Annotated in this window: 13 protein-coding genes; 5 read left to right on the top strand and 8 right to left on the bottom strand. The window is 42.5% G+C overall.

All coding sequences use genetic code 11. The features are described from left to right. Positions 1–23 precede the first annotated feature (23 nt). On the bottom strand, positions 24–1,139 hold the full coding sequence (locus DP117_RS29830; protein ID WP_169221819.1) for an acyltransferase family protein: 1,116 nt from the start codon (positions 1,137–1,139) through the stop codon (positions 24–26). Positions 1,140–1,213: 74 nt separating this feature from the next. Between DP117_RS29830 and DP117_RS29825 the strand changes: the two genes are divergently transcribed. The 4 genes from DP117_RS29825 (at position 1,214) to DP117_RS29815 (ending at position 3,648) form a co-directional block, all read left to right on the top strand. Further along, positions 1,214–1,744 (top strand): IS607 family transposase, encoded by a 531-nt coding sequence (locus DP117_RS29825; RefSeq protein WP_169221818.1) that lies wholly within the window; start codon positions 1,214–1,216, stop codon positions 1,742–1,744. Positions 1,745–1,777: 33 nt separating this feature from the next. Further along, on the top strand, positions 1,778–1,984 hold the full coding sequence (locus tag DP117_RS37090; protein WP_339381057.1) for a helix-turn-helix domain-containing protein: 207 nt from the start codon (positions 1,778–1,780) through the stop codon (positions 1,982–1,984). Continuing rightward, positions 1,985–2,959 carry an RNA-guided endonuclease TnpB family protein gene (locus tag DP117_RS29820; protein ID WP_339381058.1) on the top strand — a complete coding sequence of 325 codons (975 nt, stop codon included), beginning with the start codon at positions 1,985–1,987 and terminating at the stop codon, positions 2,957–2,959. It abuts the gene before it with no gap. 230 nt (positions 2,960–3,189) lie between these two features. Further along, positions 3,190–3,648 carry a peroxiredoxin gene (locus tag DP117_RS29815; RefSeq protein ID WP_169221817.1) on the top strand — a complete coding sequence of 153 codons (459 nt, stop codon included), beginning with the start codon at positions 3,190–3,192 and terminating at the stop codon, positions 3,646–3,648. A 121-nt stretch (positions 3,649–3,769) separates the two neighbouring features. On the opposite strand, the gene raiA is transcribed toward DP117_RS29815, so the two are convergent. After that, entirely contained in the window at positions 3,770–4,426 is a 657-nt protein-coding gene (gene raiA / locus DP117_RS29810; RefSeq protein WP_169221816.1) for a ribosome-associated translation inhibitor RaiA, read from the bottom strand. A gap of 713 nt (positions 4,427–5,139) precedes the next feature. Between raiA and lipB the strand changes: the two genes are divergently transcribed. Beyond that, positions 5,140–5,805 (top strand): lipoyl(octanoyl) transferase LipB, encoded by a 666-nt coding sequence (lipB, locus tag DP117_RS29805; protein WP_169221815.1) that lies wholly within the window; start codon positions 5,140–5,142, stop codon positions 5,803–5,805. Between the two features lie 145 nt (positions 5,806–5,950). Here lipB and DP117_RS29800 read toward each other — a convergent pair whose 3' ends face one another. The 6 genes from DP117_RS29800 to trpC form a co-directional block, all read right to left on the bottom strand. Continuing rightward, the gene (locus DP117_RS29800) at positions 5,951–8,239 is read right to left on the bottom strand and encodes a hypothetical protein (RefSeq protein WP_169221814.1); all 2,289 of its coding nucleotides are present in this window, start codon (positions 8,237–8,239) and stop codon (positions 5,951–5,953) included. A gap of 473 nt (positions 8,240–8,712) precedes the next feature. After that, positions 8,713–9,789: a 3-deoxy-7-phosphoheptulonate synthase gene (gene aroF / locus DP117_RS29795; RefSeq protein ID WP_169221813.1), complete on the bottom strand. Its 1,077-nt coding sequence runs from the start codon at positions 9,787–9,789 to the stop codon at positions 8,713–8,715. A gap of 226 nt (positions 9,790–10,015) precedes the next feature. Beyond that, positions 10,016–11,248 (bottom strand): tryptophan synthase subunit beta, encoded by a 1,233-nt coding sequence (gene trpB, locus DP117_RS29790; protein WP_169221820.1) that lies wholly within the window; start codon positions 11,246–11,248, stop codon positions 10,016–10,018. Positions 11,249–11,361: 113 nt separating this feature from the next. Beyond that, complete coding sequence (trpA, locus tag DP117_RS29785) at positions 11,362–12,189, bottom strand: tryptophan synthase subunit alpha (protein WP_169221812.1); 828 nt, start codon at positions 12,187–12,189, stop codon at positions 11,362–11,364. A 62-nt stretch (positions 12,190–12,251) separates the two neighbouring features. Beyond that, complete coding sequence (locus tag DP117_RS29780; RefSeq protein WP_169221811.1) at positions 12,252–13,208, bottom strand: zinc-dependent alcohol dehydrogenase family protein; 957 nt, start codon at positions 13,206–13,208, stop codon at positions 12,252–12,254. Between the two features lie 33 nt (positions 13,209–13,241). Further along, a complete protein-coding gene (gene trpC, locus DP117_RS29775; RefSeq protein ID WP_169221810.1) occupies positions 13,242–14,075 on the bottom strand; it encodes an indole-3-glycerol phosphate synthase TrpC in 834 nt (277 codons plus the stop codon). Positions 14,076–14,119 lie beyond the last annotated feature (44 nt).

The following is a 14,119-nucleotide window of genomic DNA, read 5'->3' as shown; positions in this document are numbered from 1 at the left end:
GCGGAGGACTTACGGCGAAGAAGTTAAACCTTGAGAAACCATCGCTGCTGATACATGCCATAGGCGACTGCTATCCACAGTAACACAGTGACAATAGCAAACAATAAAGAACCATTCACTGCCCCAGCCCAAGATGCAAAAACATTCTGATAAATCCAATCGTAAGCATTGGGAGCATTTTCTCCAAACCCGACTTTAATTCTCAGCAAAATTTTAATCAGCACTACAGAAGCAACAAAAACAGAGATAGCATTTAATCCCAGCACTTCAAAGGGTTTACTCCAACGCCGCACCCGGCGCACTTCAATCAGTTCATAACAAGCCGCAAGTAACAATAATGCCCAACCACTAGCAAAAAGAACATAAGAACTTGTCCATAGCTTTTTGTTAATTGGGAATGTCCAGCCCCATCCCCAACCGATAATTAAGCAACCGATACCAAATAATACTAAACCTATGCTTGTACGATATTTTACTGGCTGTTTACGTATCCATTGTCCAGCAAAATAGCCAACTAATACACTCACAACAGCGGGAATGGTGCTAAAAAGTCCTTCTGGATCTCCTAGATTTTTGAAACCATCGCCTTTGTAAAGATGTGCTTGAGGAATAATTAAGCGATCTATGTAACCACCCAAATTCCCCTCTCGCGTCAGCACTCCAGCACCATAACCGGGAACGGGAAGGTACATCATTGCTAACCAGTAGCCGATGAGGAGTACACCTGCTAGTATCCATTGTCCCTTACGTGGAAGATTGAGGACGGCAATACAAGCAAGCAAGTATGTTAAACTAATGCGTTGCAACACTCCCATAATGCGAATAGTACTCAAATCTTTATTCCACAAACTATTGAGTAATAACCCTAAAGCAAATAAAATCGCGGCGCGACGCAGGATACGCCAGTAAACAGATGCTGTTGCTTTGTTGTCGTCAGTGTACTTTGACAAGGAGAAAGTCATCGCTACACCAACAATAAACAGAAAGAAAGGAAAGACTAAATCAGTTGGGGTACAGCCGTGCCAATCTGCATGGAGTAATAGAGGGTAGACATTAGGTTCAGCAACACCCGCCATGTTAACAAGAATCATGGCTGCAATAGTTATGCCGCGAAAAACATCAAGTGAAGTCAGACGCATACGGGGAATTTTGTTTTAGAAACTCTAACTTAGCTTGCTTTGTACACCTAATCAAGTCATCATTGTTCTGCTCCATGTCAAATAGAACTATTGCTCTTGGCTTAAAACCACCCGAATCAAACAGAAAAATAATTATTTATTGTCGTGTGTCTTCAAATAATCAAAAACCTGAACTAAAAAATCAGGTCTTGGCTATGGAGAATTTCTGCTTAGCAAAAGGAATTGCTGTAACTGAAACTATCACTGAAATTGGTGGAGGATTAAATTTTAAGAGAAAAAAATTCATCGCTTTAGTCATGTCTATTCTCAAAGGTGAAATTTCCACTCTTGTTGTGGCTCACAAGGATAGGTTATGTCGGTTTGCTTTTGAGTTCGTCGAAGAGCTTCCTGATTCTTCAGATTGTCAAATCATTGTTGCCAACCAAGAGTCTCTCTCTCCACAACAAGAATTGGTCGAGGACTTAATGGCAATTATCCACTGCTTCTCCTGCCGTCTTTATGGTCTTCGCAACTATTCTAAAGAAATTAAAGAAAAACTTGTGGCAACTCTAGACAACCCTCCACAAAATGTTTTAGAATCACAAGACAAAGAAATTCAATGTTAAGGAAGTTATTCGGTTGCTGACGAGGTCTTACACGTGGACAAATGCGTGACATCCGTAAAGACAAAGTTAAAACTGTCAAAGGAACAAAGAATCCTGATGGCGAAAAGTGCTGGAATTGCTAGGTTTACCTACAATTGGGGCTTAGCGACCTGGGAATCTCTGTACAAGGATGGCTTGAAACCAAATCATCTCCTACTTAAGAAATTCTTTAACAATGAAGTTAAGCCGGTCTTACCTTGAATAAAAGAAAAAGGAATCTGTCAGAAGGTAACAGAATTCGCTTTTGAAAATCTCGCAAAAGCTTTTAAGAACTTTTTTGAGGGTCGCTCAAAGTACCCGACTTTTAAGAAAAAAGGCGTTTGCGATCGCTTTACAATTAATGCAGGGGGAAAACCAATATCCATTGGTGGGACAAGAGTGAAACTCCCAACAATGGGATGGATCTCAACCTATGAAGGACTTCCACATACAACCGTAAAATCTTTCACAATTTCTCAACAAGCTGGGGATTGGTATATCTCTTGTTCCTATGAAATTGAACCGCAAATCCGAGAGAAAGAATTTGATTATGTTGGAGTTGATCTCGGAATAAAGGAATTAGCAATTCTGTCAACAGGATTGGTATTTTCTAATCCCAAAGCTCTCAAGAATGCACAAAACCAATTGACCAGATTACAGCGCGAACTTCAACGTAAGGAAAAAGGTTCTAACAGGAGAAATCGACAAAGATTAAGAATTTCTAAGGCACATAGACGAGTGTCGAATATCAGGAAAGATGCAACTCATAAAGCAACCTCCTACATATGCAAAAACCACGCAGTGATTGGGATTGAGGATTTAAATGCGTCTGGAATGATGTCAAATCATAAGCTGGCTGGTGCCGTTGCTGATTCTAACTTCTATGAGTTCAAAAGGCAGATTTCATATAAAGCATTAAGATATGGTTCAGATGTTGTGCTTGTTGATAGATGGTTTCCATCGACTCAACTGTGTTCTTGCTGTGAGCATAAAAAACCGATGAACCTATCGCAGCGGATATATTCTTGTGATAGATGTGGTAGCGTGCTAGATCGAGATTTTAACGCAGCTTTAAATATTGAAAACTATGCGCGGAGGGCGTTCGCCGTGCCTGGACACGCTCCGGATAACCGCTCCCATGCTCCGGTTGAAGTGTCAATCGAAATCGATGTCATAAGTTGTCTAGGTTTTGAATAGCAGTAAAAGCAAAAGTAATAAGATTTACGCAACAGACTTGTTCCCCTGCTCAGACTGGGAATATAGTTATCGAGGCTCCGCTTCGCGTTTAAGGGGACGAAAGGCGGAGTCTCAAAGTTGACACGACCTGGCAAAGTCAGGTCACGAGGGGATAAAGTTAGCTAGTGGGAAGTATTTTTACTACATTACGAATTAAAATAAGATTTTATTAAGAAATACTACAAGTACCTATGGCAGTCAAAGTAGGAGACACAGCCCCCGATTTCACATTGCCCTCCCAAAACGGGACACCTGTAAGCCTTAGAGATTTTCGTGGCAAAGCAGTCGTCTTGTATTTTTACCCCAAAGACGACACACCAGGATGTACGGCGGAATCGTGTGCTTTTCGCGACCAATATGAAGTTTTTAAAACAGCTGGAGCAGAAGTCATTGGTGTGAGTGGTGACTCACCAGAGTCTCACCAGAAATTTATCACCAAGTATCAACTGCCTTTCACTCTTTTAAGCGATAAAGGTGATCAAGTGCGCAAGCAATACGGCGCAACCGCAGCCTTTGGCTTGTTTCCTGGTCGTGTGACTTATGTTATCGATAACCAAGGAGTTGTACGATATGTCTTTGACTCAATGTTTAACTTCAAAGGTCACGTCGAAGAAGCACTCAAAACGTTGCAACAATTGCAAACAGCTTAACACGAAGCGTTAGCGTTCTTCTTAACACATCGATGTCAAAGACTGAATAAAGTTTTTTAGAGAAGGTTCAAAGGAGCGATCGCTCGAAAAAGGCGATCGCTCCTTTGAAGCTGACTTCCTGCTACACTTTATTTTGGAAAGTTTTCTCCGACACAACAACGTAACCATTGGCTGTCTTAGTGTTCTTACCGTTGGTATGATGACCATTAGTATTACGGGGTTGAATCACACCATAACCGCCGTGGTTCCGTTCGTAAATAACATTGATTTCATCAGTTTCCGCATTGCGGAACATGTAAAAGTCGTGTCCAACCAATTGCAGATGTTCTAAAGCTTCTGCAACAGTCATCGGAGGCATAGCAAAATATTTACAACGGACGACTTCTTCTGGTAATTCTGGAGTGCGATCGCCTATTAAATCTGTGACAACTGACTCTTGAACAACTCCTTCAATTGTTGTTTGGGCCTGTGTTTTCTTCTCGTGACGTCGCTCTTTATATTTACGCAAGCGACGGGCAATTTTATCTGCCACCAAATCTATGCTGGCGTAGAGGTTCTCGCTACTCTCCTCAGCACGGATAACACTGCCATTCGCATAAATAGTGACTTCAGCCGATTGCTTGGGATTAATTCGGGGATTACGAGCTACGCTCAGATGGACATCCACTTCATTGGTGATGTTTTGATAATGATTTGCTGCCTTTTCTATTTTTTGATGCACGTAATCCCTAATTGCATCGGTGATTTCAATATTTTTGCCGTGGATGACAAGCTTCATGTAAACACTCCCGCTCAATGTTTTATGTGAATTTTGTTTCGGATGACAAGGAAATGCGGTAAGGTCTATGACTGCCAAGAGAATCAATCGTGAACGGATTTAGACTTACGACCAAAGTTCTGTTAGCATGTTTTCTACGGAGGACTTACTAATCGTGCTTAGCATCTACTGTGTTTTCTGTGTCCACAAGGACTACTGAAAACTCAGCCAAAGACGCTCTCTACGTGAAGTCCTTCGAGTCTACAGACTTCTCGCTGCTAAGACGCCTAGCCTCAGCCCACTGAATCTGAGTTTTTGTGACGTTTCGTCCATATTGACCTAACCAATCTCTGCTGTGATTCCAATCGATTGAAAAGCAATTAGATATCTACGCAGACATCTTAGGTTTTCTCCTTCAGGAGGCTTAATCGTTTTTCCTAAAATACACAACTGTTTTTGCACTTCTTAATCTTGTATTTTATGTCAACCGTTGTTTAGGCGTCACTAGCCAGTACACTTATGACTCTTTTCTTGGCGTGACGTTATTCTTGCAGAGAATTCCTCCCAACTCCATTGAGGTTATATATTCAAAACTAGCATCTTGTATTTTGGAAAACCAATTCCTTGACTTTCCTTTAAAATCCTTTGCATAGCTTGACATTTCTGAATCCCTATTGGTTACAAGAGATACATTTTGCTCTGTATTCAGGTTGAGTTTTTTCTTTGTTTGTAACATGTCTTTGCATAAAAATAGATGTTTGCTATATAACCAAGTAGTTATGCCATACTCAGACGCCCTTATATGGCAGCGCACTCTTCTAGAGGAGCGCATTAAAAACCCTAGCTTAGAAGACGTGCTGATTCTACTAGAACATCCACCTGTTTACACTTTGGGACAAGGAGGCAAGTCAGAATTTTTGAAATTTGATCAGACAAACAGTATGTATGAAGTCCATCGAGTTGAACGAGGTGGCGAAGTTACGTACCATTGTCCTGGTCAACTGGTAGGATATCCAATTTTAAATTTGCAACGTTACCGTAAAGATCTCCATTGGTACTTGCGTCAACTAGAAGAAGTCTTAATCCGTACACTCAAAATCTACGGCTTACAGGGAGAACGCAATCCTGGTTTCACAGGTGTTTGGTTAGAAGGGTGTAAAGTGGCTGCGATCGGTATTAAAGTCAGCCGTTGGATAACCATGCACGGCTTTGCATTAAATGTTTGTCCTGATATGAGCGGATTTGAGCGCATTGTACCCTGCGGTATTGCTGATAAGCCTGTAGGCAGTTTAACTCAATGGATTCCTGATATTTCTTTGTTGGAGGTACGCTCTGGTGTGGCAAAATGCTTTGCCGAGGTTTTTGATGTTGAATTGGTCATACAAACTCCGGTTGATTGACGTACTCACCGGCATAAATGCGGGAGTGATTATCATTCAAGCGTTGCAATTTTCAAAGCTTTCTGACAAAACTTTTTCAAAAGAAAAGCTAAAAACCGTTCTTGGCTAACAAGAACGGTTAAGAGAGTCAGTTAGCTAACTCATATTAGAGTGAGCTACTCAAAAATGACTCACTATTTGAGTAGAAAAGTTGATTGTATGTCTTGAGAGCAGATTCTCCAAGACCACCTGTTAATGGTTGGAAAGCATCAGCGAATTTGCCCGCCAGAGAATTAATCAGATTGTCACCAGCATCTTTAACTCCTATGGACAACACCAAATTATCCAACTTACCGAGAAAGTCACCAGCACCAGTGGCTGATTTGTCAATAATCACAGACCAATTGCCATCACCAATGACTATGCTATTGCTGGTAAAAACATAGTTACCATTACCAATAATTGTGTTGTTGCTACCAAAATCCCAGTTACCATTACCAATGGTTGTGTTGTTATTTCCAAAGTGCCAGTTACCATTGCCAAGAGCGGTATTGTCACTAGTTGACTCCCAATACCAGTTGCCATTACCAATAGTTCTGTTGTTTCGACTAGAGTCTAAATGCCAGTTACCATTACCAATGGTTGCGTTATATTTACTGGAATCCCAGTGCCAGTTAGCATTACCTATGCTGGCGTTGAATTGTCCGTAATCCCAGTTCGAATTGCCGATGACAGCGTTGTTACTGCCAAAGTCCTTGTTACCGTAACCAATGGGTATGCCACCTTCAGGAGTGTTAAAAATGTTATCACTGCCACTGAAGGGTAAAAGACCACCAAGGACTGTGTACAAGACGTCTGTGGGCGGATTAACTGCTTGGCTATTACTACCACCAAACAGGTTTGTAAATGGATCGCCACCACCTGCTTGTTCGTTGACAGTGTTGACAGGTGTATTAACGCTCAGGATGTCATTCTTATAGAGCGTCAACAAATCGGAGGGTGATTTTAAAGGCGTGCTGTTAGTACTAAACAGCTTTTTACCTGTAGCAGAGTTGACTGTTTTGGTAAAGTTTAAGAGGTCATCTTGGACGATTCTCAAGGTTTCGGAGGATGATGAAGTCCGCCCGCTTGAACTAGCTGAAGTTGGTAAATTGTCACCAAACAGAACTTTTACAATGTCCAAGGATGATTGCTGAACTGCTGTCCGACCATCCGTGGACGTGTTACCACCAATAGCACCTGAGGTACTAGCACCAGCAAATGAGTTACTAGATCCACTAGGCAAAGTCTGACTGTAGACAGATGTCAAGAAATTAGAAGCTGACGTTGGTACGGGGAAGTCTGCACCATAAGCTTGTTTTAAGTAATCGAGCGCTGGGGCATTAGTATTACCAAATGGGTTATTACCACCTGCAAATGGATTTCCACCAGTGGAGGAGGTTTTAATGCCACTCTCGGATACTCTGTTGCTTAGTTTACCGATGACGGAGTCAACCATTTCGTCAACAGTAAAGTTAATTGCTTTTGAAAATCTTTCTGGTGTAATTTCCTTACCGATAATCCACTGTTTCTCACCAACAATTACGTTACCAAGACTAGCAAACGGTTGACCGCCACCACCAGCGTAGGGATTGTTTGCAGCACCAGCAAAAGTATTCGTGGTACCAGTTCCTAAGCCAGTACTTCCAAAACCGCCAGCATTTTGGCTACCACTAAAGCTGTTACTAGAAGCAGCAGCAAATGGGTTGCTGCTACTAGCGCCGCCACTGATTGGAGTCAGACTGGTGTTACTAGGAGCAGAGGTGCTGGGAGAATAAGTGTTAACCGATAACGAACTGCCACCACTAGTTTGGGAAGCTGAAACAGTTACACTATCAGCCGAGTAGTTGTCAACACCAGCTAGATCGGTAGCTGAAGGAATAACTGAGTTACTACTATCAGAGCCACCAGACGAACTAGTCTCGATAGCTTGATTACTCACGTTGCTACCAAAACCGGGATCAAATGGGTTATTACCACTACTAAATGCTTGATTTGTAGGTAAGTTGTCACCCAGTGCTTCTGTAAGCTCTTGGTTTACTTGGTTGTCAATGCTAACCCTAAGTTCAAATCCAGATATCCCAGCACTTGAGTTGTCACTGGCGGTGGAGGTGTCGCTACTAGAAGGAGCGCTGCTATTACCAGTACTAATCGCAGACCAAGGGTTAGTACCACCTGTAAGTGGACTGCCAGAGGCATTCGGATTGCCAAAGTTAGTAAAGGGATTACCGCTACCCCCACCTGTGATACCATCATTTGTGGTTCCACCACCAGTAGCACTCTCAAAACCTTCTAACACGGTTTCAGTGGAAGTGACTTCATTCAAGCGACCCCAAGGAGACTGTCCCAGGATATTGCCAGAATTACTAGTACCGCTAGTAAATTGGTTACTACTATTTGTGTCATCAGTTGCCATTAGAAATAATCCTCCGAGTTTTTAGGATAAACATTGCGTAAACATATGAATAAATAACAGACAAAAAATTGGTCTGCTAGTTTACAATCCCTCGCTGATTCTGATTGCCAAAATTGACAATAATTCCTTAGTCTAAGAAAGCCTGGTTTAGTCTAGTAGAAGTTATAAACCCTGCTTTTATCCAATGTTTTTAGGACAAAACCTAACTGTAATCAAAGTTACATTTACACGTAAATACTAAGTAATTTTAAAGATAAATTCAATACAGTTTTTTTTGATATATTTGTCAAATCTTTAGATTTATTTATCTTTTTTTGAGAACAAAAGTTCAATGAAAAAGGCTTGTAATAACGTAATCGTGCTGTTAGGAAAAATAGTGCAAAATTTAAGCAATCTCAAATCTTGCACTAGCTATTATTATTCTTTATCAGAAAATAAATTCTCTAGCTGCTATTGCGACGCAAAGTGTATCACTAAACAGAAGCGACCAAAGCACGCTGCTTCTCCGGCTCAGACCAGCGACCAATAACTTTGCCCAGTACTGACATTTCTTGAACTAAGCGGTCAAACTTTTCAGGAGTCAGAGATTGAGGTCCATCAGATAGAGCTTTAGTAGGATTCGGGTGAACTTCAATCATCAATGAATCTGCACCTGCTGCTAGGGATGCCATTGCCATTGGTGCAACATATTCAGAATTTCCTGTACCATGACTTGGGTCAATCATGATGGGTAAATGTGTCAGTTTTCTCAACACAGGAATGACGGATAAATCTAAGGTGTTGCGAACATATTTGGCATCAAAAGTTCTAATTCCTCGTTCGCAAAGAATCACATTTGGATTTCCTGCTGCCAAAATATATTCTGCTGCCATGAGCCACTCATCAATTGTCGCGGACATCCCGCGTTTAATCAGTACAGGCTTATCTTGAGCACCGACTTTCTTAAGCAACGAGAAGTTTTGCATATTCCTCGCTCCTACCTGGATCACATCAGCCACACGAGAGAGTGCGGGTAAATCAGCAGCATCCATGAGTTCTGTAATGATACCCAGCCCAGTTGCTTCACGAGCCGCTGCTAATAAATCTAGAGCACTCTCACCATACCCTTGAAATGCGTAAGGTGATGTGCGAGGTTTGTATGCTCCGCCACGTAAAAATTTAGCTCCAGCTGCCTTGACTCGCTTTGCCGTTTCTACAATCATGGCTTCATTTTCTACAGAGCAAGGTCCAGCAACCAGCACAACGGGATGTTGTTCACCAATGTAGACAGAACCATTTGGTGTAGGTACAACAACTTCACTAGCTTCTCCATGACGGAATTCTCGACTAGCCCGCTTGAAAGGTCGCTCAACCCGCAAAACTTGCTCAATCCAAGGACTGCTATTTTGTACCTGCAATGGATCAATTGTGGCAGTATCACCAACCAAGCCTAGGATAACTTTGTGCTTACCGACACTTTTTTCCACAGTGACACCCCAAGCGTCACGTAACTCTTTGCTAATGCGAGTCACTTCATCAACAGGTGTACCATTTTTAACGATAATAATCATAATTTTGACCGTCCGTGTTGTTGATTTTTCATGGTTTCAGACTTACGCACACGCAAGGAAAAACATAGGGTTGGAATTCCTTCCCTTTCGTCGCTCCGGACTATAGTTATGTTGCTCGTACGTAATTTTGATGATTGAAATTCTTACAAAATAACTAGTAACTACTGACTAATGACTGCGTCTCAAATTGTCATTAGTCAATAATCCCTAATATTTGGATAAAGGACTAGGGATTAAGGGCTTTAGCAACAGTTTGCACGTCCTTATCTCCTCTACCAGAGCAGTTTATGACAATTCGGGGACTACCATCTAGTTGCGGACACAACTTTTCTAAATAGGCGATCGCATGAGCAGTTTCTAAAGCTGGAATAATCCCTTCTAATTGAGACAAAAGCTGCAACCCAGCTAAAGCCTCAGAATCAGTTATACTGTAGTACTCACCGCGACCAAGCTCTTTAAGATAGCTATGTTCTGGACCAACGCCAGGATAATCCAAGCCAGCACTAATCGAATGTGCTTCGATAACCTGACCATCATCATCTTGTAGCAGATAGCTCATTGCACCGTGCAACACTCCGATTCGTCCCCGAGTTAAGGTTGCTGCGTGCTTTTCGGAGTCAACACCTTCACCTGCCGCTTCAACTCCAATCAGGCGCACAGATGGTTCATCCACAAACTCATGGAATAACCCAATCGCATTGGAACCACCACCCACACAAGCCAAGAGAATATCTGGTATTCCTCCCCATTTCTCTTGAGATTGAGCGCGAGTTTCCTGACCAATTATAGCGTGGAAGTCCCGCACTATCATAGGGTAAGGATGAGGACCAGCAACAGAACCGAGGATGTAGTGAGTTGTTTCCACATTTGTCACCCAATCCCGAATCGCTTCGGAAGTTGCATCCTTGAGTGTTCCAGTACCAGCCTCCACTGGACGAACTTCAGCCCCCATCAGTTTCATCCGAAACACATTCAGGGCTTGCCGTTGCATATCCTGGATGCCCATATAAATCACGCATTGTAGACCAAAACGAGCGCATACGGTTGCAGTTGCTACCCCATGCTGACCTGCTCCTGTTTCAGCAATAATGCGTTGCTTACCCATACGCTTTGCCAGTAACACCTGACCTAAAGCGTTATTTATTTTGTGAGCACCTGTGTGATTTAAATCTTCTCTCTTAAGATAGATTTGTGCTCCTGTACCATCAGGTCTAGCGTAGTGTGCTGTGAGACGCTCAGCAAAATATAAGGGATTGGGTCGTCCCACGTAGTCTTTAAGTAAATTTTGTAACTCTTCTTGAAAACTTGCCTCGTTGCGGTATTGTTCATATGCTGTTTCCAATTCACTTAATGCGGGCATTAAGGTTTCGGGAACATATTTACCGCCGAACTTTCCGAATCTCCCTAAGGAGTCGGGTCTTGCAGTAGCAAAGTCAACCTTATCATTAATATCCCAAATACTGACCACTAGTTAAAACCTCTTATCTTCTAGTAAATGTTCCAGAGTCTTAACAGTTGACACTCTACAGTTATTCAGTAAACAGTTGTTTTTGACTGATAACTGATAACTGTTCACTGTATTGAACCTACTGTTTGAAGAGACGCTTGGGCAATTGCTGCTTTCAATTCTTGAGAAAGTATTTCAATCGCTTGCAGTCCTTCTTTGGGACTACCATTTGCTAATCTTTGAACAAATGCACTACCAACAATCACACCATCTGCGCCCCAATCGCTTACCTGACGAGCCTGTTCTGGTCCAGAGATACCAAAGCCAACACCAATCGGTTTGTCAGTTATAGTTCGCATTTGAGTTAGTAAAGTCTTGACGCGGTCTTGTAGTTGGGAGCGAACACCTGTTACACCAGTCACACTGACAAGGTAGATAAATCCTTGAGAGTACTTGGCGATCGCCTCAATTCGCTCTTGAGAACTGGTAGGAGCGACAAGTAAAATGACTTCTATACCAAATTCTGCGGCGGTGTTGATTAAATCTTCTGCTTCTTCTAGAGGTAAATCTGGTACGACTAATCCTCGTACTCCAACACTGGCGATTTGCGCCAAAAATGATTTCACACCTCGATTTAAAATTGGATTGTAGTAAGTGAATAAAATGATAGGCGCTTGCAAGTTTGGACTCACATCTGCAACTATTTCTAACACGTGCTCTAATTTAGTTCCTTTTTGCAACGCACGAGTAGCAGCAGCTTGGATCACAGGACCATCTGCTAATGGGTCAGAATAAGGAACACCCAGTTCAATAAAGTCAGCACCATTGCGATCTAGGATGCGTAAAGCTTCTGTTGTGGTTGCTAAGTCAGGATCTCCAGCTGTTATGAAGGGAATCAAAGCGCGCTGGTTGCGATCTCTTAAAGATTGAAAGCGTTGGGAAATAGAAGTCATTCGATCAATGCACCTAAATAATGGGTATTAGTTTTAGTAGTAAGCGCAAAGAGCGCTTATCATCAGCCAGTAACTTGCACAATTATCTTACCGTGTACATCTGTGCCGCCTTGCTCAAGTCTTTGATGAGCTTGTGCAACTTGATTGAGTGGAAATGTCATTCCAACTACAGGTTTGATTTGCTCTCGTTGAATAAGCGTTTTCAAAGCTTCAAGTTTAGGGCGAGGACGGTCTAAGTGTACGAAGTGAATTGTAATATTTTTTCCTATAGCAGCGTTGAGGTCACCCTGTACACCTGTGACTGTCACAGCCCGACCATCAACTTTAGTTGCTATCAAACTTTTGGCTAAAATATCACCACCAACTGTAGTAAAAGTAACATCAACTCCTTCACCACCTGTTTCTCTCAAAATAATATCGATAAAGTTTTTCCTGCGGTAGTCTATCACTCTATCTGCACCGATAGACTTCACCAAATCAAAATCATAACTGCCGCAAGTCGTGTAAACATAAGCACCTGCTGCTTTGGCAATTTGAATTGCAAACGAGCCTACACCGCCTGCACCACCATGAATCAGCACGATTTCGCCGACTTTAAGACTTGCTCTATCGAACAAAGCAGCCCATGCTGTACCGCCCGCCACCGGTACACTCGCCGCTTCTGTATGCGATAAATTTGAGGGTTTTTTGGTAACAATCGACTCGTTGGCGACATGATATTCAGTATTTGCACCCTGACCATCCATAAGTTCTATGGGGTAATAGACTTGATCACCGACCTGAAAATCTCTGACGTTTTCTCCAATCGCCTCGACGACTCCTGAAACGTCGTAGCCGAGAATTGCAGGTAGTTTTATCCTTGGTCCAAAGAATCCTTGGCGTACTCCACAATCAGCAGGATTCACTGAGGTTGCATAAACTTTGACCAAAATTTCGTTTTTACCTGGTGTTGGTTTATCTACCTCTGTTTGTGCAAAAACTTCTGGACCTCCGAAGCCTGTTATCACCATAGCTTTCATGTCTGTTTTTTTCCTTTGTCACTCGTGTGACGACTAGGAGTTAAGCAGATTTCGTACAGCCTGCTCTACATCAGCTTGTTTGACTAATGATTCTCCTACCAGAACGGCACGGGTACCCGCATCAGCCACAAGAGATAAATCTGCGGGGGTGTACAAGCCAGATTCACTCACAACGGTGATACCGAAGCTTTGCAACTTCGAGCGTCGTTGTTCAAGTAACTGTTGAGTCGTTGCCAAATCCACCGTAAAATCTTCTAAGTTGCGGTTGTTGATTCCCACTAAGCGCAAGTCGTCAAGTTGTAGCACTCGATCCAGTTCAGCTAAGGTGTGGACTTCTACCAAAGCTTTCATTCCTAAATCGTGAATCACGCGCAAAAAGTCTTGAAGTTCCACATCACTTAGGATAGCAGCAATAAGTAATACGGCATCTGCGCCTGCTGCTCGTGCATAGTAGATTTGGTAGATATTAATGATAAACTCTTTGCACAGTAATGGGAGTTCGACTTGCTGTCTGATAGCACGTAGGTTCTCAAAACCGCCTTGGAAAAACTTAGAGTCAGTCAGAACTGATAAACAAGCTGCACCACCTTGCTCATAAGCTTTGGCGATCGCCACCGGATCAAAGTCAGCCCTAATGACTCCACGACTCGGTGACGCTTTCTTAACTTCTGCAATCAGGCTTGGATGATGCGGACTTTGTTGTAAAGTCGTTAAGAAATTTCGTACAGGAGGAGCAGTCGTTAACTGCTGTTGTAAAATCGCTAGTGGTAGTTCTTGCCGCATTTGTGCGACTTCTTGCCTTTTGTACCACACAATTTCTTCAAGAATGTGGCGTGGACGAACATTTACAGTAGCAACTTGTTTCATAGACTCCTAAGAAAGACAGGGGTGTAGGGGTGTAGGGGTGTAGG

This window comes from Brasilonema sp. UFV-L1 (assembly GCF_012912105.1).
Taxonomy (GTDB): Bacteria; Cyanobacteriota; Cyanobacteriia; order Cyanobacteriales; family Nostocaceae; genus Brasilonema.
Note: the sequence above shows the minus strand (reverse complement) of the source record. Positions and strands in the feature narration are given on the sequence as shown.